The organism is Hydrogenophaga soli, assembly GCF_054777695.1.
On the sequence record NZ_BAAHAK010000013.1, the window covers coordinates 21,027 to 45,226 of the forward strand.

Below are 24,200 nucleotides of genomic sequence, written 5' to 3' on the forward strand. Positions count from 1 at the left end.
CAACCCGTCGCGGAGTAGCCTGTGCCCCCTCCTGTGTTGAAACCGCGCACACCACTGCCGCCGGTGGTGGTGACCCGGCCTGCGGCCGAGGCGCGTGTCTGGGCGTCGGCCCTGGCACGGGCGGGCAGCGTCACCACCGAGTTGCCGCTGATCGAATTCGGCCCGCCGAGTGACCTGGCCGCCTTGATGCACTGCCGGGAGCATTGGACGGAGTACACCGCGGTCATGTGGGTCAGCCCCCAGGCGATTGCTGCCTTTGACGTGGCAAGCTTGATGTCAAAAGGCAAGCTACCGCTTGATTGGCATGACTTTTCTGCTATCGAAATGAGTTGGGTGGACGGTGCCGATGCGCGTCCATTGAGGGATCTGGGGGAACCTCAGGGACCTCGTTGCTGGGTGCCAGGTCCGGGGTCCGCCCGGGCGTTGCGGGTGGCGGGGGTGCCCAGCGTGGTCATCGACCAACCTCGGGCCGACGCCGAACAGTACGACTCCGAAGCCCTGTGGGCGGTGGTGAGCGAGCAGGTGCGGCCCGGTTTTCGTTTGCTGGTGGTGCGCGGCCAGTCGCCGTCGGCCTCTCCGGCATCGTCTTCGGTCGAGGGGCAAGGGCGCGACTGGTTGGCCGACCAGGTGCGAGCCAAGGGCGGTGTGGTCCATGCGTGTGCGGCTTACGCCCGTTCGTGTCCCCGGTGGGCGGTGGCCGATCACGTGCGGGCGAACGCCGCTTTGAACGCAGATGCCGTCTGGCTGTTCAGCAGTTCCGAAGCGGTGGCGCACTTGGCGCGGTTGAAACCGGGTCAGGATTGGTCGGGAACCCGGGCGTTGGCCACCCACCCGCGCATTGCCCTGGCCTTGCAGACACTGGGTTTTGGCCAGGTGGTGCGCAGCCGTCCGTCGCTGGCAGAGGTGTCGAGCACACTGGCGGACATGGCCCCAACCTAAAATGGGTCGCAACCCATGACTGAATCGACCTCATCCCCTTCCGCTTCCACGGCTTCGGACGCTGCTGACGTTGCGACACCGGGAACTGCCGCGCCCACCCCTGGGGGGGAGTCGGTTGGCAAACCCGCGGTGCCGCCTGCGGCGCCGCGTGCCCCAGCGCCTGCGTCTGGCGGGTGGTTCACCATGGTGCTGCTGGGGGTGGCTCTGGTGGCGTTGCTGCTCAGCGGCATGCTGTGGCAGCGTTTGGACCACATCCAGCAGGAGTTGGCCAAGCGCGCGGCGTCGGTGGCTGACGAGTCGGAGCAATCCCGGGAGACCGCCGAAGAAGCCAAGACCCTCACCCAAGAGTTGCAGGCACGGCTGACGGTGGCCGAAGTGAAGTTGTCGGAGGTCAGCCTTCAGCGCACCCAATTGGAAGAGCTGATGCTCAGCGTGTCCCGCTCCCGCGATGACACCTTGGTGCTCGACATCGAGTCGGGCATTCGCCTGGCCATCCAGCAGGCCGAACTGACCGGCAGTGCACAGCCGCTGGTGTCGGCCTTGCAGGCGGCCGACCGCCGCATCGCCAAGGCCGCCCAACCGCGGCTCAATCCGGTCCAGCGCGCCATGGCGCGGGACTTGGAGCGCATCAAGGCCTCGTCTGTGGCCGATTTGCCGCTGTTGGCGGCCCGGCTGGACGAGTTGGCCCGCTCGGTGGACGACTGGGTGCTGACCCAGGCGGCGCCCGTCTCCCGGACCAAGTCTGCGGTGCCCGCGGTGGCCAAGTCCACACCGGTGGTGTCGTCTGTTGCTCCTGTGTCGCCAGCACCGCGCCAGCCGCCAGATTCCACACCTGCAGAGGCGGAGGATGCGGGTCCACCGTCAACGCCCGTGGCGGCGTCCAGCGGTGCCGCCGATGGAGCCGAGGCCTCGCCGCCCACGGCCGCCGCGACGCCTGCAGCGCCCAAACCCGCACCCGTGCACAAGGCCAACAAGAGTGGGCGCACAGCGCCAGTGGCTGCGGAGCCTGCTCCCAGTGCCATGAGCGGGGGCTGGGCGGGGTGGTCACTTCGGATTCGCAGCCTGTGGGACGATTGGATGCGGCAGGTGGCTCAGGCTGGGCGAGATCTGGTGAGGGTCAGCCGCATTGACGAGCCCGATGCCGTGCTGCTGGCTCCCGAACAAGCGGTGTTCATGCGCGAAAACCTCAAGCTGCGGTTGCTCAACATCCGCCTGAGCCTGCTGGCGCGACAGATTCCTGCGGCTCGGGCCGACATGCAGTTTGTCCGTGCAGCCTTGACCAAGTATTTTGACCCACAAGCCCCCATGAACAAGCAGGCCCTGCTGGTGCTCAACGAGGTGCTGCAGGCCTCTCGTACCTTGGACCTGCCTCGCCCCGATGACACCTTGTCGGCCCTGGCAACAGCGGCCGGTGGACGTTGACCATGAAGGCCGTGTTCTGGTTGGTGGGCCTGTTTGCCGCCGCGGTGGCCTTGGCGCTGTTGATGGGGCAGAACGGCGCCACGGTCACGCTGTTCTGGTTGCCGTACCGGGTGGACATGTCGTTCAATCTGGTTCTGGCCTCGGTGTTGTTGTTGTTTGGGCTGCTTCATTTGGCGTTGCGCTCGGCGTCTGCGTTGCGCAGCCTGCCCGAGCAGGCCCGCCGTTGGCGCGCGCTCCAGCGGGAGCGTGCCGTCCATGCCGCGTTGTTGGACGCACAGGTTCACCAGACGGCGGGGCGCTTTGTGCGAGCAAAAGGGGCTGCACAGCATGCCGCGGAGTTGCTGGCGGCTGAGGCTGCCCAACCGCGCGATGGCAGCGTGGCTGGACGCACGCGGTTGGCCATGGCGCACTTGATGGCGGCGGAGGCGGCGCATTCGCTGCAAGATGCCGATGCCCAAGGGCGACATCTGGAACAGGCCCTCGTGGCCGCCGATCACCCAGACCTCGTCACCGTGCGCGAGGCGGTGTCCCTGAGGGCTTTGCGTTGGGCGGTGGATGACCGCCGCTTGCCCGCGGCTCAGCGGCTGCTGTCGCAGTTGCCCCAGGGAGCTGCACGGCGCACGTTGACCCTGCGGCTCAAGCTCAAGCTGGCTCAACTCAACAGCGACCACACCCAGGCGTTTGACACGGCACGCCTGTTGGCCAAGCACAAGGCTTTTTCGGAGGCGGTGTCCGAGAGTCTGATGCGTCGATTGCGCGTGGCTTTGTTCGCCGATTGCCACGACGTGGCCCAGCTGCTGGGGGTGTGGCGTTCCATGGACGCCACTGAACGCCGGGATGCCGCGGTGGTGCTGGCGGCCATGGCCCGTTTGTTGGCGGTGTGGTCTGAAGAAATGGACCACGACTTGGGTCGCGCGTTGTTGCGTGACTGGTCTGAGCCTCTGCTGGCCGGGTATTCCTCCATGGGAGACGATTTGCGCCACCAGTTTGTGCGGGTCATGCAAGGGGTTGTTCCGCACATGGATGACCGCTGGCTGGCCCGCATCGAGTCCATGCAACTGGAGCAACCTGCAGACCCCTGCCTCTTGTTTGTGGCCGCTGAAACCTACCACCACCGACAGCTGTGGGGCAAGGCCGCCGCGGCTTTTCAACAGGCTGCACGTTTGTTGAGTGACGTCGGCACCCAATCTCTGGCCTGGGTGCGACTGGCGCAGTTGGCCGAGCAGCGTGGGGATGAGCCCGCTGCCAAGGCCGCATGGCGACAGGCGGCCTTGGCCCGTGTGGCCTCAGGGTCTGCTTGAGTTCAAGCCTGATCCAAGCGCCCAGATCCGTCCAACAAAAAGCCCCGGCAGGTTCCAGAACCTGCCGGGGCTTTTTGGTTTGAGATCAGCTGGCCATCCAGCCCCACGGTGACTTGGGGCTGGGCGGGTGTGCCTCAAGACTGGGTCGGTGCGTCAAACGGCAGGACCATGGCACTCAGGTCTTTGCGGGTTTCCACCAGCACCAACGGGCCTTCATCGATCTGCACCAGCGGCTGACGCTCCCGAGGGACGTGGACCGGTCGCGGCGTGGCCGCAATCAGCGCCTGAACCTGGGCCACTTTGGATGAATCGGACTCGACCCAAACCAAACCGGCCGATTGCGCCGTGGCCACCAAGGTCTGCACCGGCAGCTCGTAGGCTTGAACCTTGGGCATGGTTCGCTGCGCCACTTCGGGCGGCTGGGCGACCGTGGTCGGTGCGACATCCAAGACCGAAGTGGCCACGGGCGAGGTCACCTGGACTGTGTCAGTGGACTCAGGGGCAATGCTTGCGCCATCTTCCGTGCGTGCGGAGGTTCGCTCGCGGCGTTCACGGCCATAACGATCCCGGGAACGCTTTTCCCGAGGGGGACGAGCACCTGCTTCGGTGGCGTCCTGGGCTGCTGCGGCGTCAACCGGTGCGGCTTCGGTGCCATCGGCTGCCGGGGCAGTTTCGGGTGCCGAGAAATAGCTGTAGGTTGCTGCTTCCCGGTTGGGTGCGATGACCGTGGTGTCCTCGGTTTCCGAAGCCTGCGTCCGCGTTTCGGGGGTGGCTTCAACCGATGGCATGTTTTCAGGGCCGGTGGCATCGCTGGGGCGTCGTTCACGGCGTCCACCCCGGTCGCGGCGACCTTCTCCACGGCCTTCAGTGCGCTCTCCTCGGGGGGGGCGGTTGCCCGATGCATTGGCATCAGGCGCAGTGGATGCTTCGTCCCCCAACATCGCCGGGGACGGAGACGTCACGGGTGACAGGTTGTCAATGTCGCGGTCACGAGGGGTGCGTTCGCCACGCCCGCCCCGACCATTGCCGCGACCTTCGGTGTTGCGCTGTTCGGCATTGCCGCTTCGCTCGCCACGCTCACGTGGAGGACGTGTGTCGGTGGCAGTTTTGCCGTCAACCCGTGCTTCGGAGCGGTGATCTCCTGCGCGGTTTTCTCGGTTCTCTCCACGTCCTTCGCCTCGGCGGCCCTGGCGAGGGCCTCGATCGCGCCCGCCACGACCCTCTCCTCGGCCTGCACCTTCACGGGCCGTGCTGTCCGTCTTGGCTTCTGCCTCGCGGGTGGCTGGGGCGGGTTCAATGGCGCTCGGCACGGCTGGTGCATCACCGCCCAGGAGTTTTTTCAGCCAACCAAAGAAACCACCCGAAGCAGCCGGAGCGGGCGACGCCGCCACCGGAACAGGGGCAGACACGGGTGGAAGTGCTGCAACCTCGGGTTTCGGTGCTGCCACGGGGGCGGGCTGATCGGGCAGGACGCCTTTGATCACAGGTTCTTGCTTGTTGCTGCGCTCCTGGCTGCGGCGGGTGAAGGTGGTGGCTTCTTCCACTTCGTCGGCCAGTTTGTAGCTGGCATCCAGCGAATCCAGGCGAGGGTCGTCGTGCTTGAGGCGCTCCAGCTTGTAGTTGGGGGTGTCCAGCGACTTGTTGGGCACCAGCAGCACGCTGATGCGCTGCTTGAGTTCGATCTTGGTGATTTCGGTGCGCTTTTCGTTCAGCAGGAAGCTGGCCACTTCCACCGGGACTTGCACCAGCACGGCGGCGGTGTTGTCCTTGAGGGACTCCTCTTGGATGATGCGCAGAATCTGGAGTGCAGAGCTTTCGGTGTCGCGGATGTGGCCAGAGCCACCGCAGCGCGGGCAGGGGATGGAAGCGCCTTCATTCAACGCCGGACGCAGGCGCTGGCGGCTCATTTCCAACAGGCCGAACTTGCTGATGGCACCGAACTGCACACGGGCACGGTCCTGGCGCAACGCGTCGCGCAGGCGGTTTTCCACCTCACGGCGATTCTTGGCCTCTTCCATGTCGATGAAGTCGATCACGATCAGGCCGCCCAGGTCGCGCAGGCGGGCTTGGCGGGCCACTTCATCGGCCGCTTCGAGGTTGGTGCGCAGCGCGGTTTCCTCGATGTCACCCCCCTTGATGGATCGGGCCGAGTTGACGTCCACGGCCACCAGGGCTTCAGTGTGGTCGATGACGATGGCGCCGCCGCTGGGCAGTTGCACGGTGCGGCTGTAGGCGCTTTCGATCTGGTGTTCGATCTGGAAGCGGCTGAACAGCGGTGCGTCGTCGCGGTAGCGCTTCACGCGGTGCCCATGTTCGGGCATCACGTGGTTCATGAACTGGTGGGCTTGTTCAAAGATGTCATCGGTGTCGATGAGGATCTCGCCGATGTCACTGTTGAAGTAGTCGCGGATGGCGCGGATGACCAGGCTGGATTCCTGGTAAATCAGGAATGCGCCTTTGCCGCCTTTGGTGGCGCCGTCGATGGCGGTCCAGAGCTTGAGCAGGTAGTTCAGGTCCCATTGCAACTCGGCGGCATCGCGGCCGATGCCGGCGGTGCGGGCGATGATGCTCATGCCATTGGGGTATTCCAGCTGGTCCAGTGCGGCTTTGAGCTCTGCGCGGTCTTCGCCTTCGATGCGACGGCTCACACCGCCGCCGCGGGGGTTGTTGGGCATCAGCACCACATAACGGCCCGCAAGGCTGACGAAGGTGGTCAGGGCTGCGCCCTTGTTGCCACGCTCTTCCTTTTCAACCTGAACCAGCAGTTCCTGGCCTTCTTTGATGACGTCTTGGATGCGGGCTTGGCTGACAGGCACACCCGCAGCAAAGTACTGGCGCGAAATTTCTTTGAAAGGCAGGAAGCCGTGACGGTCTTCACCATAGTCAACAAAACAGGCTTCAAGGCTGGGTTCAACCCGGGTCACCACGGCTTTGTAGATGTTGCCTTTGCGCTGTTCGCGCCCTTCGATTTCGATTTCGTAGTCAAGCAGCTTTTGTCCGTTGACGATGGCCAGGCGGCGTTCTTCGGCCTGCGTGGCATTGATCAGCATGCGTTTCATGTGTGCGTCCTTTGCGTAAGCACGTGTGGTCACAACGCCTTCCGGATGGCCGGAGGCGACGATGAGCCAAGGAACGCCAGCGTGATGAACGGGGAGGAATTGCCGGAGAGCGATCAGGCAGATTTGGGTTTGCTCCCCACGGCGTGATGAGTCGCTGCGGTTGGGGAAGAAACGCTGCCTGGGCGTGGGCGCGTGGAGAGTTGTGAACAAGGCAAATTGCCATGACCATGTGTCACCATGGGTTCACTGTCTCCCCATTCAGCATCGATGTCTGAATGGTTGGGGTATTCCGTAATCTTGATTCAACAACGAACTGGGCATTCCAACCGCTGCCTGGGACGTGTCTGCCAGTTCAGGGGATGAACGGGCAGGGTTCGTGGGGAGGCTGCGGGTGGCTGGGTTGCTGCCACGTCCGTTAGCTGGCCTTACACTTGAACAGACCAGCGCGTTCAGCACAGACGACGTGAAAGCGCTCCGATTATAGGTACAGCGTGGGCGGTTTCAGCCGTCTGGCGGCATTGCGAACCGACACAGCGTGAACGATCAATCAGTCCGTTGGATCACTGTTGACCCTGATTCCGATGGGCAGCGGGTGGACAACTTTTTATTCCGCCTGCTCAAAGGCGTTCCCAAAACCCATGTCTACCGGGTCATTCGCTCGGGCGAGGTACGGCGTAACAAAGGACGAGTCAGTGCCGACACCCGTTTGCAGGCAGGCGATGTGTTGCGGCTTCCTCCTGTGCGTCAGGCCGAGCGGTCTTCCGAGTCCTCGGCGGATCGCGTTCCGGCCCGCGAGTTTCCCGTCTTGTGTGAAGACGATTGGTTGTTGGCGGTGGACAAGCCCGCAGGCACGGCCGTGCATGGTGGGAGCGGGGTGAGTTGGGGCGTCATTGAACAACTGAGGCAGGCGCGTCCCCAGGCGCAATGCTTGGAGCTTGTGCATCGTTTGGATCGAGACACCAGCGGCATACTGCTGGTGGCCAAGAAAAGAAGTGCGTTGCGTGCTTTGCAAGATCAATTTCGAGAGCGGGAAACACAGAAAACCTATTTGGCGTTGGTCAAGGGGGTCTGGCCTGCCAAGTGCAAGGTGATTGATCTGAGTTTGCAGAAATACCTTTTGCCCGATGGAGAGCGTCGAGTTCGGGTGGTGCCTGCTGACCATCCGGATGCCATGCGCAGCATCTCGTTGGTGTCCGTGATGGGGGTTGGCGTGTTGGGTGAAGCCAAAGAGCCCGTGTCGTTGTTGGCGGTCACGATCAAGACCGGGCGAACCCATCAGATCCGGGTTCATCTTTCTTCTTCGGGCCATGCGATTGCGGGTGATGACAAATACGGGGACTATGAGTGGAACAAAAGCCTCACCAAAATGGGGCATAAGCGCATGTTCTTGCATGCTTGGCGCTTGGGGTTTGAACATCCTCATTTGAAAACACCTGTGCAACTGGCTTCTGGCTTGCCGCAGGAGCTCAGGCTGATGCTGAAGGGGTTTTCGACGGATGTTTTGGTCAAGACGGAAGTCTGAATGCGGATGTATTGATTTATTGAATTAAAATGCCAATCCGGAGTGGTGCAGGCTTTGTGGCAAGTGACCTGCCCTATCATCCAGTTTTCAACATCAAAGCAGGATACCGAATGAGCACTTACGTCGAACTGAAGGCACAAGCAGAAGCGTTGCTGGCCCAAGCTGAACAAGTCCGGAAGCAGGAAATCGCTTCTGTTGTCCAGGAGATCAAGGCCAAAATGAAAGAGTATGGCTTGACCGTGGCTGATTTGGGCGGGGCTTCCTCTTCGGGGAAAAAGCCTGCCAAGTCCACGTCAACCGCTGCGGCGAAATACCGTGGGCCCAATGGTGAGCTGTGGGCTGGTGGACTGGGTCGAAAACCCGAGTGGGTGCGCAAGCTGCTGTCCGAGGGTAAGAGTTTGGATGATTATTTGATCTGAGTGTCTCGGCTGCTTTTGACACCTGTTTCGCAGGTGGTGTGAAAACCTGGCTTTGCCAGGTTTTTTTATGGGCGGGCTGGTCGTGGTGGCAAGGAGCTATCGTGGACAATCCCTCTCTTTGAATTGCCGTTGATGTCCATGTCTGTTCAGCGTCCTTCCCGATTTGATCTCATCGCCTTTGATTGGGATGGGACATTGTTTGACTCCACTGCGTTGATCGTGCGTTGTATTCAGGCCGCTGTTGCGGACGTGGGTGAAACACCGCCCAGTGTGGAAGCCGCCTCGTTTGTGATCGGCATGGGGCTGCAACAGGCTCTGGCGCATGCAGCCCCCAATGTGCCTCCATCCAAGTGGGCTCAGATGAGTGAACGTTACCGCCACCACTACTTTCGGTTCCAGCATGAGGTGGTGCTTTTTGAGGGGGTGACTTCCATGTTGGCTGATCTCAAGGCTCGCCATCACTGGCTGGCGGTGGCCACAGGCAAGAGTCGTCGTGGGCTGGACGAGGCTCTGAAGGTCGTGTCAATGTGCGATTTGTTCGATGCGTCAAGAACGGCGGAAGAAACAGCGGGTAAGCCCGATCCCATGATGCTGGAGCAACTCATGGCTGAGTTTGGCGTGGAACCCGATCGAACGCTGATGGTGGGGGACACGACCCACGATCTGCAGATGGCGGTCAATGCGGGTTGTCCTGCTGTGGGTGTGAGTTACGGTGCCCACGATCCACAGTCCTTTGACGGATTGGCGCCCCTGTTTGTTGCGCATTCGGTCCCTCAGCTTCACCGGTGGTTGCTGGAGAATGCGTGATGGTGGATGAGGTGGGGGCGTGTCCATTGACCGGGGATGTTTGGCACCCTTTGTGCAACCTGCAAAGCCTGCAGGAGCGGGGCTCGGCGGTTGCATTCGACGTCATGTATGCCGGTCAGACTTGTCGCGCATTTGCAATCTTGTACAACGACAAGCCGCATGCCTACCTGAACCGTTGCACGCATGTGCCCATGGAGCTGGATTGGCAGCCCAACCAAGTTTTTGATATTTCTGGCCGCTGGCTGTTGTGTGCGACCCACGGCGCACACTACCGACCGGATACTGGGGCCTGCGCTGGGGGGCCTTGTCGTGGGGGATTGGTCAAAATACCGTTGGATGTTCGGGATGGCGTGGTCTGGTGGCGAGCTGATCGCCTCCTACAACCTGTTTTGAATCCTCCATGAAACATTCGCCCGAGCGGCACCATGCCGGATTAGGCCAAGGACTTTGAGTGATGACTGATGACAAAACGGACGCTCTCCAAACCAAGGTTTGGGAGCGGGACATGCTGGAAAAACTTGCTTTTGCCATGCTCGCAGAGCAAAAGGCAGTGCGTCGCTGGAAAACACTCTGGCGGACTGTTTGGGCGGTATTGATTGCTGTGGCAATCTGGGCCGGCTGGAGCAAGACGCCTTCGGCCAGTGCGCCTTCCACGCCACATACTGCGGTGATTGAGCTGAGAGGGGAGATAGGGGCGGAAGGAGAAGTCAATGCGTTGTCGACGATTGACTCTCTTCGCTCCGCTTTTGATGATTCAGGTGCGCAAGCGGTGGTCCTGGTCATCAATTCTCCCGGGGGAAGTCCAGTGCAGGCGGGTTTGATCAATGATGAGATTGTTCGCCTGAAGGCATTGCACAAAAAACCTGTTTATGCGGTTGTGGAAGACAGTTGTGCGTCTGCTGCTTACTACATTGCGGTGGCAGCGGACGAAATCTATGTCGACAAAGCCAGCATCGTCGGCAGCATTGGTGTGCTGATGGACGGTTTCGGCTTCACGGGCTTGATGGACAAATTGGGGGTGGAGAGACGCTTGCTGACGGCGGGTGTGAACAAAGGTTTTTTGGACCCGTTCAGTCCGCAGTCTGAGTCCCAGAGGGCCCATGCAGTGGCCATGCTCAATGAGATTCACCAGCAGTTCATTTCGGTTGTCAAAGCGGGGCGTGGAGATCGCCTGAAAGAAACGCCGGACATGTTCAGTGGCTTGTTCTGGAGTGGCTCCCAGTCGGTTCAGATGGGTTTGGCGGATGGTTTGGGCTCCGTGGATTTTGTGGCCCGCGAGATTGTCAAAGCCGAGGACATCGTTGACTACACCCAGAAGGAAAACGTGGCAGAAAAAATTGCCAAGCGTTTCGGTGCTGCGATGGGTTATGGTGCACTGAAGGCGTTGATGATGAGCGGCTTGAACGTGAAGTGATTTTCGGTTTTTGCCTATTTTTCAATTTGATGCGAAGTGGTTTGTCATGTCCAAGTCTTTGATTCCAAAAATCACCAAGGCGGTGTTTCCTGTCGGAGGTATGGGGACGCGGTTCTTGCCGGCAACCAAGGCCATCCCCAAGGAGATGTTGCCTGTGGTGGACAAGCCGCTCATTCAGTACGCAGTGGAAGAAGCGTACGAGGCGGGGATTCGACAAATGATTTTTGTCACCGGACGGCACAAACGGTCCATCGAAGATCACTTCGACACGGCTTATGAGTTGGAGTCAGAGTTGGAGTCGGCGCACAAAGATGCGCTTTTGAGCGTTGTCAGGTCCATCAAACCTGATGACATGGATTGCATTTTCGTTCGACAGCCTCGGGCCTTGGGCTTGGGGCATGCCGTGCTGTGCGCGGAAAACTTGGTGGGTGACGAGCCGTTTGCTGTGTTGCTCGCCGATGATTTGATGGTGGGGTCTACGCCCATCCTCAAGCAGATGATTCAGGGGTTTTCTACCGCTCCTGGTACGGTGCTTGCAGTCCAGGAGGTGCCCCGTGAGCACACCAAGCGGTATGGCATCGTCAGCACCCGGGGTGACCAGCGCGCTTATGCTGCGGTTCAGGCGATTGTCGAAAAACCTGCGCCAGAGGATGCCCCCTCGACGCTCGGTGTGGCTGGACGCTACATCCTGTCCCCGCGGATCTTTCAGAGCATCCGGAATCAGCCTCGAGGCGTCGGGGGGGAAATCCAGTTGACCGATGGCATTTCTGGATTGATCGACCGAGAGCCGGTGTACGCCATGCGTTACGAAGGTCGTCGCTATGACTGTGGTAGCAAAGAGGGGTTTCTGGAAGCCACCATCGATTTGGCGCTGGCCAACCCCGAGTTGGCAGGCAGCGTGACCGCGCACATGCGACAGGTGCTTTCGGAACTCTGACGTCGATTCAATGGGGGTGATGCCGTGTTGGGGTCAGATTCCAATTGCAAACACGGCGGGATAAGCCCACGGTGTTTTGGGAGGATGCTGGCGCCAATGGGACACGGGGGCGCTGTGGTGGGTTTGATGAGTGCTTTCCGGAGGGATGGCCAAGGTCAGGCCCATTGACACCGCCAAGTGCGTGGTGGGGCGCAACACACTCACCAACGATGTGAGCAAAGCTTCATTGCGAAAGGGTGTTTCAATGAACACTTGCGTCTGTCCGGTTTGGATGGCCTTGTTCTCCAGTTCGCGGATGCGTTGAGCGCGTTCCGTGGGTGATTGTGGGAGGTAGCCCACAAAGCAGAAGTTCTGCCCGTTCAACCCACTGGCCGCCAGTGCCATGATCAGCGACGTTGGACCCACCAGCACTTCAACGCGTATGCTCAGTTGATGGGCCATGCGCACCACCAGGGCACCTGGATCGGCCACGGCGGGCATGCCGGCCTCGCTGACCAAGCCGATGTTGCTTCCTGTCAATGCAGGGGCGAGGAGTTGCCGAAGGTCGTCGGGATTGACCGGTCTTGAGCCAAAGTCTCCCTTCTTGTGCATCGTTCGGGGGAGTTCTCGTATGTCGAGGTCTTGAATCGGACAAACCAGGGGGATTGCTCGGTCTGTCCGCTTCAAAAAGGCGCGTGTTGACTTTGCGTTCTCAGTGATCCAGTGGCGCAGTTGCGACGTGATGTGCAGCGTGCCCTTTGGCAACACATCTTCGATGGACGCCCACACGGAGGCGTCACAACCGAAGTCCAGCGGTGTTGGAACGAGGTACAGCGTTCCTTTGTGGTCGGTGCTCATCTCGGGGTCGGCATCAGGGGGTTGATCCCGAGCATTCGAAGCAGTCGGGCGGTTCGGATCAATGGCAAGCCAACCAATGCAGTGGGGTCGTCACTGCGGATGTTGTCGAGCAAGGCAATCCCGAGTCCTTCGCTTTTGGCACTGCCTGCGCAGTCGTAAGGTTGCTCGGTCTCGAGGTAGTGTTCGATCTCATCGGTTGAGAGTGTTCGAAACTGAACTTCCACGGTGGCAAGTTCTTCATGAAGGCTGTTGGTGGACGCGTGCGCAACGGCCATGGCGGTGTGAAAAAGCACGGTTTGCCCGCTCATGGCTTGGAGTTGTTTCACGGCGCGGTCGTGTCGGCCGGGCTTGCCCAGTGCTTGTCCATGGAGGTCGGCCACTTGGTCACTTCCGATCACCACGGCATCTGGATGTTGCGCGGAAACGGCCAGGGCCTTGGCCTTGGCCAGACGAATGGCCAGATGGCGAGGCTGTTCTTCAGTTTGTGGGGTTTCATCCACATGAGGGGGATAAACGGTGAAGTGCAGGCCCAGGCGGCTGAGAAGTTCGTGCCGGTAACGTGACGTTGAGGCAAGGATCAGCTGGGGCTGGTGGGGGGGCGAGGGAGTCATGTGGCGATTCTCTTACACTGCTTCCATGAGTTTGACCACGTTGCCTGCGCACTTCAGTGTTTCTGCCTTTGCCTCTGGGGCTCAGACCTTGTCCGGGGTGTGGCCGCGCGACGCCATAGCGGGGCGGCCTGTGCCCTTTGAACGATTGGGGGCCGAAGCCTGTGAGGATGGCGGAGTGTCCGAGGTTTGTTGGCTCATCCGCGGTGAATTGCGTCAAGGTCCGGGAGGTGTGCTGCAACCTTGGTTGCATCTGGAGGTATCGGCTCGGTTGCCATTGGTTTGCCAACGCTGTCTGGCTCCGGTTGTGACTCGGGTGACCAGTGAGCGGTCGTTTCGGTTTGTGGCTGATGAGGTCACTGCTGCTGCAGAGGACGATGCCAGCGAGGAAGATGTCCTGGTGCTTGATGTGCGCTTTGATTGGCCTCAGCTGGTCGAAGATGAGTTGATCATGTCACTCCCGCTGGTGCCCATGCACGATCAGTGCCCTCAACCTGTTCTTCGCCTGCACCCATCGGACTCACTTTCTGCTGTGGAAGAAGGGTCTGGAGACCGGGTTCGCCCCTTTGCCGGATTGCGCGAGAAAATGGGGCGTTCCGGTGACTGAACTTAGATTGCTATAATCGACAGTTCCGTGCAGCACTGCGGTCAAAGTATCGAGTCGGTTGCACTGTTGTCCAACCCATTGACCAGGAGCCGACCATGGCCGTCCAGCAAAACAAAAAATCTCCCTCCAAGCGCGGCATGCACCGTTCGCACAACGCTCTGGGCGTGCCCGGCATTGCTGTGGAACCTACCACGGGTGAAACCCATCTGCGTCACCACATCAGCCCCACGGGCTTCTACCGTGGTCGCAAAGTGCTGAAGACCAAGAACGAGGCCTGATTTTCAGGTTTTGCGTGAAGGCCCGCATGGCTCATGCGGGCCTTTGTTTTGTGCGGTGTGCCGTTGCACAGCGCTCTTGGGTAGTACATGATCACCATTGCAGTGGACTGCATGGGGGGCGATCACGGTCCGTCCGTGACTTTGCCTGCCTGTGAATCTTTTTTGTCCTCACACCCGGATGTCCGACTTTTGCTGGTGGGCAAACCGGATGTCATCGCCCAATACGCTGGTTTGAAGTTGTCTGATCGCTGCCAGGTGGTTCCTGCCACTGAAGTGGTGGAAATGGACGATCCGGTCGAGACGGCTTTGCGTCGGAAAAAAGACTCGTCGATGCGAGTGACGGTGACGCAGGTCAAAGAGGGGCTTGCCGACGCCGCGGTATCTGCGGGCAACACGGGCGCACTGATGGCGATTGCCCGTTATGTTCTCAAAACGCTGGACGGGATTGATCGCCCTGCGATTGCCTCCGAGTTACCCAACCGAAAGGGCGGAGGAACCACCGTGCTGGATCTGGGTGCCAATGTGGATTGCTCTGCCCAGCACTTGTTGCAGTTCGCCGTGATGGGGTCTGCGCTGGTGGCGGCGGTGTATGGGCGCGAGCAGCCTTCCGTCGGGTTGCTCAACATCGGCGAAGAAGTCATCAAAGGCAGCGAGGTCATCAAGCAGACGGCTGAGTTGCTGCGCACGGCTGGCTCCAACGGAGATCTGAACTTCTTTGGCAACGTCGAGGGCAACGACATCTTCAAGGGCACCGTGGACATCGTGGTCTGCGACGGCTTTGTGGGCAACGTGGCGTTGAAGGCCAGCGAGGGCTTGGCCAGCATGATGGGTGGCTTGCTGAAAGAGGAGTTTTCTGCCAGTCCGCTGCGCAAGCTGGCGGCCCTGTGTGCCTATCCCGTGTTGAAAGCGTTCATGAAACGCGTGGACCATCGCCGCTACAACGGTGCGGCGTTGCTGGGCTTGCGAGGCTTGGTGTTCAAGAGCCACGGATCGGCTGATGCGTTTGCTTTCGGGCGTGCATTGGAGCGGGCGTATGATGCGGCCCGCAATGGCCTGCTGCAGCGCGTGCAGTCACGCATTGCGCATGCCGCGCCTCTGATGGGGCTGACAGCGGCCACTTCTGGCAACTCTTCCGCCCTCTGACATTTCCGATGGCCCTTTATTCCCGCATCTCCGGTACCGGCAGCGCCTTGCCTGCCCGTCGTCTGACCAACCAGGACCTGGTGGACCAACTCGCTGCACGCGGCTTGGAAAGCAGTGACAACTGGATTGTTGAGCGCACAGGCATCCGTGCCCGACATTTTGTGGACGACGGCGTCAATGCCAGCGATCTGGCGTTGCGTGCGTGCGAGGCGGCGCTTGCTGCATCTGGCACGCCGTTGAGCGAAATCGACCTGATCGTGGTCGCCACGTCCACGCCCGACATGGTGTTTCCTTCAACGGCCGCCATCTTGCAGCGCAAGCTGACCGAAGCTGCGCTGGCGCGCGGTGAGGCGGGTTGCGCCGGTGGTGCGGCTTTTGACGTGCAGGCGGTGTGCAGCGGCTTCATCTATGCCCTGACCTTGGCCGATGCCATGATCCGCACGGGATCGGCTCGCAAAGCCTTGGTGGTGGGGGCTGAAGTGTTCTCGCGCATCCTGGATTTCAACGACCGCACCACGTGCGTGCTGTTTGGCGATGGTGCTGGCGCCGTGGTGTTGGAAGCTTGCGAACACGATGGTTCTGGCGCAGGCGTTTTGGCCACCGACATCCATGCCGATGGCAAACACACGTCCATTCTCTGTGTGCCCGGTACCGTCAGCGGGGGGCAGGTGCTGGGGGATCCGACCATCAAGATGGACGGGCAGGCGGTGTTCAAGCTGGCCGTCGGCCTGCTCGAAGATGCTGCCCGCGCAGCCTTGGCCAAGGCGGGGTTGACCGATGCCGATGTGGACTGGTTGGTGCCTCATCAGGCCAACATCCGCATCATGCAAAGCACCGCGCGCAAGCTGAAACTGTCCATGGACAAGGTGGTGGTCACGGTGGACCAGCACGGCAACACCTCGGCCGCCTCCATTCCGTTGGCGTTGGACCACGCTGTGCGCTCCGGTCAGATCAAGCCCGGCCAGGTCATCCTGCTGGAAGGTGTGGGTGGTGGTTTCACCTGGGGTGCTGCTGTCATCAAAATGTAGAGCGCATACATAGCGTGAAATAAGCGATGGAGGCAAAAAATATGAGTAAATTTGCGTTTGTTTTCCCGGGGCAAGGCTCGCAATCTGTGGGCATGCTGGACGCCTGGGGCGACCACCCGGTGGTGCGCGACACCTTGGCCGAGGCGTCAGACGCCTTGGGTGAAGATGTTGGAGCCCTGATTCACAACGGTCCGAAAGAGGCCTTGGCCCTGACCACCAACACCCAGCCGGTGATGCTGGTGGCTGGCGTGGCGGCCTACCGCGTGTGGCGTGCCGAGGGCGGTGCGCTGCCTGCTGTCCTGGCGGGGCATTCCTTGGGTGAGTACGCCGCCCTGGTGGCTGCCGGTGCCCTCACCTTGGCCCAGGCCGCTCCCCTGGTGCGGTTCCGTGCCCAAGCCATGCAAGATGCCGTGCCCGTGGGGCAGGGGGCCATGGCCGCCATTCTGGGCCTGCCGTCAGATCAGGTGGTGGCTGGGTGCCGTGAAGCCCAGAGCACCTTGGGAGGGGGCGAAGTGGTGGAGGCCGTGAACTTCAATGACCCCTCTCAAACGGTGATTGCCGGCTCCAAGGCGGGGGTGGAAAAAGCCTGTGAGGTGTTGAAGGCGGCGGGAGCCAAGCGCGCCTTGCCCCTCCCGGTTTCGGCACCCTTCCACTCCAGCCTGATGCGGCCCGCCGCTGAGCGGTTGGCGTCCCGGCTGGTCACCACAGACCTGGCTGCGCCAGCGCTGCCCGTGGTCAACAACATCGACGTCTCCGTGGAAACCGATGTGGTTCGCATCAAAGACGCCCTGGTGCGCCAAGCCTATGGCCCTGTGCGTTGGGTGGAGTGCATTCAGAGCATCCAGACCATGGGCGTGACCCATGTGGTGGAATGCGGCCCCGGCAAGGTGCTGGCCGGACTGGTCAAGCGCATCACCCCTGATTTGCAAGGTCTGGCCCTGTATGACCCCGCCACGCTGGCGGACGTGAAAGGCGTGTTGGCATGAGCGACATCAAGATGGAAGGGCAAGTCGCCCTGGTCACAGGTGCATCCCGAGGCATCGGCGCGGCCATTGCGCTGGAGTTGGCTCGCAAGGGTGTGAAAGTCATTGGCACCGCCACCAGCGACGACGGTGCGGCCAAGATCAGCGCGGCCTTGCAGGCCCATGCCGGTTGCAAGGGTGTGAACCTGAATGTGAACGATGTGGCCGCCTGCGATGTGTTGGTGGAGGCTGTGGTCAAAGAGCATGGGGGCTTGCACATCCTCGTCAACAACGCGGGGATCACCCGTGACATGTTGGCCATGCGCATGAAAGACGAGGATTGGGACGCCGTCTTGGCCACCAACCTCAGCGCGGTGTTTCGCCTCAGTCGCGCGGTGATTCGGCCCATGATGAAGCAGCGTTATGGGCGCATCGTGGCCATCACCAGCGTGGTCGGTGCCTCTGGAAACCCTGGGCAGGCCAACTATGCAGCGGCCAAGGCCGGTGTGGCGGGCATGACGCGGGCCCTGGCGCGTGAGTTGGGCAGCCGGAACATCACGGTCAACTGCGTGGCCCCCGGTTTCATCGAAACGGACATGACGGCATCTTTGCCCGAAGATCAGCAAAAGGCCTTGCTGGCCCAGATTCCGTTGGGTCACCTCGGCAAGCCAGCAGACATTGCCCACATGGTGGCGTTTCTGGCCAGCCCTCAGGCCGCTTACGTGACGGGGCAGGAAATGCACGTCAATGGCGGCATGTTCATGGCCTGATCGGCATCCATTGATTCTGCAACGTCGTTGACGGACCGCCCGGCGGGCCGGATCGGTTCATCGCAACCGTCCGTAGCTAAAATGGCGGCCACTTTCAACCACCCTCAGAGGGAACTATGAGCGATATCGAAGCACGTGTGAAGAAAATCATTGCCGAGCAACTCGGCGTGGAGGAGAGCCAGGTCACCAACGAAAAAGCCTTCGTGGCTGATCTGGGCGCTGACTCGCTTGACACGGTGGAACTGGTCATGGCCCTGGAGGATGAATTCGGCATCGAGATCCCCGACGAAGACGCCGAGAAGATCACCACCGTTCAAAACGCCATCGACTACGCGATGAGCCACCAGAAGGCCTGACCTGCCCATGTCCCGCCGCCGTGTTGTCGTGACCGGTCTGGGTTGTGTCAGTCCCGTGGGCAACACGGTCGACACAGCCTGGTCCAACCTTCTTGCTGGTCAGTCCGGTATCGATCTGATCACCCGGTTCGATCCTTCCAACTTCGCTTGCAAGATTGCGGGTGAAGTCAAAGGCTTTGATGTGGAAACCTACATCACGGCCAAGGAAGCGCGGACCATGGACACCTTCATTCACTATGGCGTGGCGGCTTCCGCCCAGGCTGTGGCCGATGCAGGTTTGCCCACCGGGGATGCACTGGATGAGGAGCTGGCCACGCGCATCGGCTGCATCGTCGGCTCGGGGATTGGTGGCTTGCCGCTGATCGAGAACACTCGGGACGAGCTGGTCAATCGGGGGCCACGCCGGGTGTCCCCATTCTTTGTTCCCGCCTCCATCATCAACATGGTGTCCGGCCATGTGTCGATGCGGTTTGGGTTCAAAGGCCCCAACCTGGCGGTGGTCACGGCATGTACCACCGGTTTGCATTGCATTGGTGAGGCCGCGCGGAAAATCGAATACGGTGATGCCGACATCGTGGTCGCCGGTGGTTGTGAGGCCACGGTGTCTCCGTTGGGTGTGGGTGGCTTTGCGGCCATGCGTGCCCTCAGCACCCGCAACGACGACCCTCGCACGGCGTCCCGTCCCTGGGACAAGGACCGCGATGGGTTCGTGCTGGGTGAAGGTGCAGGCGTCATGGTGCTGGAGTCGTATGAAAGCGCCAAGGCCCGTGGTGCACGCATCTACGCCGAAGTGGTGGGCTACGGCATGAGTGCCGATGCAGGCCACATGACCGCCCCCAACATGGACGGCCCTCGCCGTGCCATGGTCAATGCATTGCGCAATGCGGGTGTCAATGCCGATCAGATCGATTACCTCAACGCCCACGGAACGTCCACTCCTCTGGGGGATGTGAACGAAACCAATGCCATCAAGGCGGCCTTGGGTGACCACGCACGCAAGGTGGTGGTCAACTCCACCAAGTCCATGACCGGGCATTTGCTGGGGGGAGCCGGTGGTCTGGAGAGTGTCGTCTCGGTGCTGGCCCTCTACCACCAGAAGAGCCCGCCCACCATCAACATCTTTGAGCAAGACCCTGAGTGCGACCTGGACTACTGCGCCAACACCGCCCGGGACATGCCCATCCGTTACGCCCTCAAGAACAACTTTGGTTTTGGTGGCACCAACGGATCATTGGTGTTCAAGCGCTTCGAGTGAAGGCAGCATCCGGCGGGTTGTTTCACCTGTCGGCGTGTTTTCATGGCCCGATTCCACGCCCCGCCCGTGTCCTATCCGGCGGGGCGTTTTCATTCCACGTCTGTTCGTTGGGGGTGGTCATTGCTGTCGTGGCAGCGCCCGATGTCGGGCTGGGTGGCTTGGTCCAATGGTGGAGACCAGGGGCCACCGCGATGGCAGTGGGCGGATGAACGTGGAGAGCATGCGGTGACGCTGAGGGCGGTTCACGTGGTGTGGTCGTTCCCCAGGGCCTTGCTGTTGCGCTGTGAAGCGGTTTCTGGGCTCACCGCGCCGCGTTGGGTGTGGCTTTTTCAACGTCATGCGCCTGATCGCTGGCATGCGTTGCGCTGTGCGCTGGCGTTTCACGGCTGAACCTTGGCAACTGATCAGTCTTGGGTGGGGAAACCCCTCAGGTATAGTGCGCCCACATTTTTGCCATGTCCACCGAAACGCTTCCACCGTCCTCCCCATCGGATTCCGACGCCCTGCTGGTACAGCGGGCTGTGGCGGGTGATGACCGTGCGTTTGAGTGGCTGGTCATCAAATACCAGCGACGGGTGGAGCGCCTCATCGGGCGGATGGTGCGTGATGTCGATCTGGTGCCTGACATTGCGCAGGAAACCTTCATCCGTGCCTACCGAGGGTTGGCGCAATTCCGTGGCGAGTCGCAGTTCTACACCTGGCTGTACCGCATTGCCGTGAACACGGCCAAGAAGCACCTGATGGACCTCAAGCGCGATCCGGTGATTTCGATGTCCGCACTGCGTTCGTCCGAGGACGATGAAACTTCCGGTAACGAATTGGAACAAAGTTGGGGTGCCAGCGACGAGGAAACCCCCGAAGCCGTGCTGGCCAGCAAGGAAATCGCGCAAGCCGTCAATGAAGCCATGGACGCTTTGCCCGAGGAGCTTCGCCAGGCCATCACGTTGCGGGAGATTGAGGGTTTGAGTTACGACGACATCGCACAGGCCTTGAATTGCCCGATCGGAACGGTTCGGTCACGGATTTTTCGGGCCCGCGAAGCCATTTCAACCCGCATCAAGCCGATGCTGGCCCGACAGGCGGGCAAACGTTGGTGAAGTCACCAACGCCAGCCTCAAACAGGACGAATGCCATGAACACCACTTCCGCACAGTCGTTGGCGACCTCGTCGCAGGTTTTACCCTTGCCCGAAACTTCGGCGGTTTGGGTGTCGGCACTGGCCGACGGCGAACTCGATGCCGTGGGCTGGAGCGAAGAACGTTGGGCTCAGGCCCAAGGGTCAGGCGATGTGGCCTTGGCACTGATGGCGGATTGGCACAGCCACCACCTGATCGGTGAGGCCTTGCGCGGCGAGTTGTCGGTGCCCTCAGGGGCACTGAGCCCCCAGGGTTCACTGACGTTTGCACGACAGGTGTTGTTGCGTGCACGGCAAGACGTCGCCGATGACGGGCAGGCGTCGGCTGCACAGGCCCCGTCTTCGGTGCACATGCTGGTTCAGGTGCCCCATGCGGCGACCAACGAGGCGGCCAACGACGGGGTGTTCCGCTGGAAGATGGTGGCAGGCCTGGCGTCCATCACTGCGGTGGCATCGGTGGCATGGGTGTTGGTCAGCTTGAACCACGGCGCAGCAGGCCCTGGGGCCGAGATGGCCCAGGCGCCGACGGCCACCCCCGCCACGGTGGTGGTGGCCACCGAGCAGGGCCCCATTGAGCGCGACGCCCGCATGCAGGCCTTGATGCAGGCCCATCGCCAGAACGGCGGCGGAACCGCGTGGCAAGTGCCCGCGGGTTTTTTGCGCGCAGCCACCCACGACGCGGCGCAGCGCTGACATGAAGGAATCGTTGTTGGTGCTCAGGGGAAGTGATTTCTTGATGAAAAAAATGGCTCTAGCGCTTCATTTGAAAGCGGTGAATGCTATTTTTTTTGTATCTTTTTTTGGGGGCATGTTGTTTGCCCCTGCGCACGCAGCAGAACCGCCCCCCGGTGCAGCGGTGTCGCTGACCGACTGGTTGACCCGCCTCAACGAGGCATCAAGGCGACGGACCTTCACCGGCACCTTTGTGGTGTCCACGGCGCAGGCCATGTCGTCGGCGCGCATCTGGCACGCGTGTGATGGCGCTCAACAGTTGGAGCGTGTGGACACGTTGACCGGACCGGCTCGCACCACGGTCCGGCGCAACGACGAGGTGGTGACCTTCATTCCCGAGGCCCGCACCACGGTGCAGGAGCGCCGTGAGACGCTGGGCTTGTTTCCCGCATTGCTGCAGACCCAAGGGCAATCGGTTCAGGAGCACTACAGCCTCAAACCCTTGGGTGTGGTGGAGCGTGTGGCCGGTTTTGAAGCTGAGGCCCATGACTTGGTCCCCAAGGACGACCTTCGTTTCGGCTACCGGGTGTGGTCGGAGCGCAAAACCGGTCTGGTCCTGAAAATCCAGACCCTGGACGGGCAGCAACGGGTGTTGGAGCAGGTGGCGTTTTCCGAACTGAACCTGGACGTGCCGTTGAAGGTTGAAGCGCTGCTCAAGCTGATGAAGAACCGGCCGGGTTACACCGTGCAGACCCTCACCGTCCGTCACACCACGCCCGCAGAGCAGGGATGGCGGTTGCGCAAGGACGTGCCGGGTTTTCAAACCATTGGGTGCCAAATCAAGGACGAAGCCGATCCTCAGTCTGCGCCCCCCCCGTTGCAATGGGTGTTGTCTGATGGTTTGGCTTCGGTGTCTCTGTTCATCGAGGGTTACGACCCCAAGCGGCATGTGCAGGAGGGCAGCATGGCGTCTGGTGCCACCCGCTCCATGGCCAAGCGAATGGGAGAGCACTGGCTGACCCTGGTGGGGGAGGTGCCCGCTCGCACGCTCAGCCTGTTTGCACAGGAACTTGAGCGCACACGCTGAGTCTCTGACGTGGGGCCCTGTGGGTGGCCTCTTGAAGCACAGGTCAGCGACCCCAAGTGGGTCGCGTTTTTTTGTTCATCCTGACATCTTTCGGAGTTGAGTTCATGCAGATTGCCTCGCGACCCCCAATTTCCCTTTCTGCACAACGCTGGATCGGGGCTTTGATGCTGTCGGCAGGTTGTGCGGTGGGTTTGGCTGCCACGCCCGTGTGGGCCCAGTCACCAGCGCCGGTGGTGAAGGGGTTGCCGGATTTCACCGAGCTGGTCGAGTTGGTCGGCCCGTCGGTGGTCAACATCCGGACCTTGGAACGTGTGCGCCAGACCCCCACAGGCGGTGCGGCCGACGAACAGATGTTGGAGTTTTTCCGTCGTTTTGGCATTCCGGTGCCCCCGGGGTCTGGGCGCAGTGCGCCGCGCCAGGACCGGGGCGGACAGGATGAAGAGCGGCCCACTGGTGTGGGGTCTGGCTTCATCCTGTCCACCGATGGGTACATCATGACCAACGCCCACGTGGTGGACGGTGCCGATGAGTTGTTGGTGACGTTGCCCGACAAGCGCGAGTTCAAGGCCAAGGTGGTGGGGGCCGACAAGCGAACCGACGTGGCCGTGGTGAAAATTGAAGCCGCAGGCCTGCCCGCCGTGCGCATAGGTGACGCCAGCCGAATCCGGGTGGGTGAATGGGTGATGGCCATTGGCTCCCCGTTCGGGTTGGAGAACACCGTCACCGCGGGCATCGTCAGTGCCAAGGCGCGTGACACCGGGGACTTCTTGCCCTTCATCCAGACCGATGTGGCCATCAACCCTGGCAACTCCGGTGGGCCGCTGATCAACCTGCGGGGGGAGGTCATTGGCATCAACAGCCAGATCTACTCCCGCTCGGGTGGGTTCATGGGCATTTCGTTCGCCATCCCCATCGACGAAGCCATGCGCGTGTCCGACCAGTTGCGGGCCTCGGGCAAAGTGACCCGTGGGCGCATCGGGGTGTCCATCGATCAGGTGTCCAAGGACGTGGCCGAGTCCCTGGGCCTGGGTGAGGCGCGCGGGGCCTTGGTGCGCTCGGTGGAACCTGACTCTCCGGCGGCCAAGGCCGGACTGGAGGCCGGGGACATCATCGTCCGGTTTGAGGGGCGCTCCATTGAAAAATCGGTGGATTTGCCGCGTTTGGTGGGAAATACGAAACCCGGTACACGCAGCACCATCACGGTGTTTCGCCGCGGCAAGATGAAAGACATCTCCGTGTTGGTGGGGGAGGTGGAGGCCGACGCCAAGCCGTCGGCCCGCCGCTCGGGTTCGGGTGAGGGCAAACCCGTGCCAGCCTCCGGGGCCAAGGCGCTGGGGCTGACCGTGGGGGATTTGACCGAGGCCCAGCGCAACGAGTTGCGTCTGAAAGGCGGCGTGCGTGTGGATGCCGTGGAAGGTGCCGCCGCCCGTGCCGGCTTGAACGAAGGCGATGTGATTCTGAGCGTGGCCAACACCGAGGTGGCCTCGGTGCGTGAGCTTGAGGCGGTGCTGGCCCGTCTGGACAAAACCAAGGCCATCAGCGTGTTGTTGCGCCGAGGGGAGTGGGCTCAATACGTGCTGATTCGCCCCAGTGGCCGGTGATGAAGGCGGCATGCCTTCGGCCTGACGGGTAAAATCCGCGG

At 61.4% G+C, this 24,200-nt stretch carries 24 protein-coding genes; 21 read left to right on the forward strand and 3 right to left on the reverse strand.

The features are described 5' to 3' along the window. Positions 1–36: 36 nt before the first annotated feature. Genes ACYVB7_RS18610 through ACYVB7_RS18620 form a run of 3 tightly spaced genes read left to right on the forward strand, consistent with a single transcriptional unit; the run spans position 37 to position 3,662 of the window. Entirely contained in the window at positions 37–939 is a 903-nt protein-coding gene (locus ACYVB7_RS18610; protein ID WP_460510251.1) for a uroporphyrinogen-III synthase, read from the forward strand. Positions 940–954: 15 nt separating this feature from the next. Then, positions 955–2,361 (forward strand): uroporphyrinogen-III C-methyltransferase, encoded by a 1,407-nt coding sequence (locus ACYVB7_RS18615; RefSeq protein WP_460510253.1) that lies wholly within the window; start codon positions 955–957, stop codon positions 2,359–2,361. A 2-nt stretch (positions 2,362–2,363) separates the two neighbouring features. Then, positions 2,364–3,662, forward strand: coding sequence for a heme biosynthesis protein HemY (locus ACYVB7_RS18620; protein WP_460510255.1), 1,299 nt, complete (start codon positions 2,364–2,366; stop codon positions 3,660–3,662). A gap of 134 nt (positions 3,663–3,796) precedes the next feature. Here ACYVB7_RS18620 and ACYVB7_RS18625 read toward each other — a convergent pair whose 3' ends face one another. Beyond that, a complete protein-coding gene (locus ACYVB7_RS18625) occupies positions 3,797–6,721 on the reverse strand; it encodes an Rne/Rng family ribonuclease (protein ID WP_460510257.1) in 2,925 nt (974 codons plus the stop codon). A gap of 535 nt (positions 6,722–7,256) precedes the next feature. On the opposite strand from ACYVB7_RS18625, the gene ACYVB7_RS18630 reads away from it, so the two are divergent. The 6 genes from ACYVB7_RS18630 to galU all read left to right on the forward strand — a co-directional run bounded on the left by ACYVB7_RS18630 (position 7,257) and on the right by galU (position 11,820). Continuing rightward, positions 7,257–8,243, forward strand: a complete 987-nt coding sequence (locus ACYVB7_RS18630; RefSeq protein ID WP_460510259.1) for an RluA family pseudouridine synthase — start codon at positions 7,257–7,259, stop codon at positions 8,241–8,243. A 110-nt stretch (positions 8,244–8,353) separates the two neighbouring features. Then, on the forward strand, positions 8,354–8,662 hold the full coding sequence (locus tag ACYVB7_RS18635; RefSeq protein ID WP_460510261.1) for an H-NS histone family protein: 309 nt from the start codon (positions 8,354–8,356) through the stop codon (positions 8,660–8,662). 132 nt (positions 8,663–8,794) lie between these two features. Next, positions 8,795–9,469 carry an HAD family hydrolase gene (locus ACYVB7_RS18640; protein ID WP_460510263.1) on the forward strand — a complete coding sequence of 225 codons (675 nt, stop codon included), beginning with the start codon at positions 8,795–8,797 and terminating at the stop codon, positions 9,467–9,469. Then, the gene (locus tag ACYVB7_RS18645) at positions 9,469–9,873 is read left to right on the forward strand and encodes a Rieske (2Fe-2S) protein (protein WP_460510265.1); all 405 of its coding nucleotides are present in this window, start codon (positions 9,469–9,471) and stop codon (positions 9,871–9,873) included. The genes ACYVB7_RS18640 and ACYVB7_RS18645 overlap by 1 nt, the downstream gene beginning before the upstream one ends. Before the next feature lie 50 nt (positions 9,874–9,923). Next, entirely contained in the window at positions 9,924–10,883 is a 960-nt protein-coding gene (locus tag ACYVB7_RS18650) for a S49 family peptidase (RefSeq protein WP_460510267.1), read from the forward strand. A gap of 46 nt (positions 10,884–10,929) precedes the next feature. Then, complete coding sequence (gene galU, locus ACYVB7_RS18655) at positions 10,930–11,820, forward strand: UTP--glucose-1-phosphate uridylyltransferase GalU (protein ID WP_460510269.1); 891 nt, start codon at positions 10,930–10,932, stop codon at positions 11,818–11,820. A gap of 33 nt (positions 11,821–11,853) precedes the next feature. On the opposite strand, the gene ACYVB7_RS18660 is transcribed toward galU, so the two are convergent. Next, positions 11,854–12,657 (reverse strand): SAM-dependent methyltransferase, encoded by an 804-nt coding sequence (locus ACYVB7_RS18660; protein WP_460510271.1) that lies wholly within the window; start codon positions 12,655–12,657, stop codon positions 11,854–11,856. Beyond that, positions 12,654–13,268 carry a Maf family protein gene (locus tag ACYVB7_RS18665; protein ID WP_460510273.1) on the reverse strand — a complete coding sequence of 205 codons (615 nt, stop codon included), beginning with the start codon at positions 13,266–13,268 and terminating at the stop codon, positions 12,654–12,656. Before ACYVB7_RS18665 ends, ACYVB7_RS18660 begins: the two co-directional genes overlap by 4 nt. A 25-nt stretch (positions 13,269–13,293) precedes the next feature. Between ACYVB7_RS18665 and ACYVB7_RS18670 the strand changes: the two genes are divergently transcribed. The 12 genes from ACYVB7_RS18670 to ACYVB7_RS18725 all read left to right on the forward strand — a co-directional run bounded on the left by ACYVB7_RS18670 (position 13,294) and on the right by ACYVB7_RS18725 (position 24,159). Beyond that, complete coding sequence (locus ACYVB7_RS18670; RefSeq protein ID WP_460510275.1) at positions 13,294–13,872, forward strand: YceD family protein; 579 nt, start codon at positions 13,294–13,296, stop codon at positions 13,870–13,872. 95 nt (positions 13,873–13,967) lie between these two features. Further along, entirely contained in the window at positions 13,968–14,150 is a 183-nt protein-coding gene (gene rpmF / locus ACYVB7_RS18675) for a large ribosomal subunit protein bL32 (protein ID WP_460510277.1), read from the forward strand. 87 nt (positions 14,151–14,237) lie between these two features. Beyond that, complete coding sequence (gene plsX, locus ACYVB7_RS18680; RefSeq protein ID WP_460510279.1) at positions 14,238–15,293, forward strand: phosphate acyltransferase PlsX; 1,056 nt, start codon at positions 14,238–14,240, stop codon at positions 15,291–15,293. An 8-nt stretch (positions 15,294–15,301) separates the two neighbouring features. Then, positions 15,302–16,321, forward strand: coding sequence for a beta-ketoacyl-ACP synthase III (locus ACYVB7_RS18685; protein WP_460510281.1), 1,020 nt, complete (start codon positions 15,302–15,304; stop codon positions 16,319–16,321). Between the two features lie 41 nt (positions 16,322–16,362). Beyond that, on the forward strand, positions 16,363–17,307 hold the full coding sequence (fabD, locus tag ACYVB7_RS18690; RefSeq protein WP_460510283.1) for an ACP S-malonyltransferase: 945 nt from the start codon (positions 16,363–16,365) through the stop codon (positions 17,305–17,307). Then, on the forward strand, positions 17,304–18,053 hold the full coding sequence (fabG, locus tag ACYVB7_RS18695) for a beta-ketoacyl-ACP reductase (protein WP_460510285.1): 750 nt from the start codon (positions 17,304–17,306) through the stop codon (positions 18,051–18,053). Before fabD ends, fabG begins: the two co-directional genes overlap by 4 nt. Positions 18,054–18,169: 116 nt before the next feature. After that, the gene (gene acpP, locus ACYVB7_RS18700) at positions 18,170–18,409 is read left to right on the forward strand and encodes an acyl carrier protein (RefSeq protein WP_460510287.1); all 240 of its coding nucleotides are present in this window, start codon (positions 18,170–18,172) and stop codon (positions 18,407–18,409) included. 7 nt (positions 18,410–18,416) lie between these two features. Beyond that, the gene (gene fabF / locus ACYVB7_RS18705) at positions 18,417–19,664 is read left to right on the forward strand and encodes a beta-ketoacyl-ACP synthase II (protein WP_460510289.1); all 1,248 of its coding nucleotides are present in this window, start codon (positions 18,417–18,419) and stop codon (positions 19,662–19,664) included. A 455-nt stretch (positions 19,665–20,119) separates the two neighbouring features. After that, positions 20,120–20,761 (forward strand): sigma-70 family RNA polymerase sigma factor, encoded by a 642-nt coding sequence (rpoE, locus tag ACYVB7_RS18710; RefSeq protein ID WP_460510291.1) that lies wholly within the window; start codon positions 20,120–20,122, stop codon positions 20,759–20,761. Between the two features lie 35 nt (positions 20,762–20,796). Beyond that, positions 20,797–21,492: a hypothetical protein gene (locus tag ACYVB7_RS18715; protein WP_460510293.1), complete on the forward strand. Its 696-nt coding sequence runs from the start codon at positions 20,797–20,799 to the stop codon at positions 21,490–21,492. Positions 21,493–21,607: 115 nt separating this feature from the next. After that, the gene (locus tag ACYVB7_RS18720) at positions 21,608–22,558 is read left to right on the forward strand and encodes a MucB/RseB C-terminal domain-containing protein (protein WP_460510295.1); all 951 of its coding nucleotides are present in this window, start codon (positions 21,608–21,610) and stop codon (positions 22,556–22,558) included. Between the two features lie 104 nt (positions 22,559–22,662). After that, a complete protein-coding gene (locus ACYVB7_RS18725) occupies positions 22,663–24,159 on the forward strand; it encodes a DegQ family serine endoprotease (RefSeq protein ID WP_460510297.1) in 1,497 nt (498 codons plus the stop codon). Positions 24,160–24,200 lie beyond the last annotated feature (41 nt).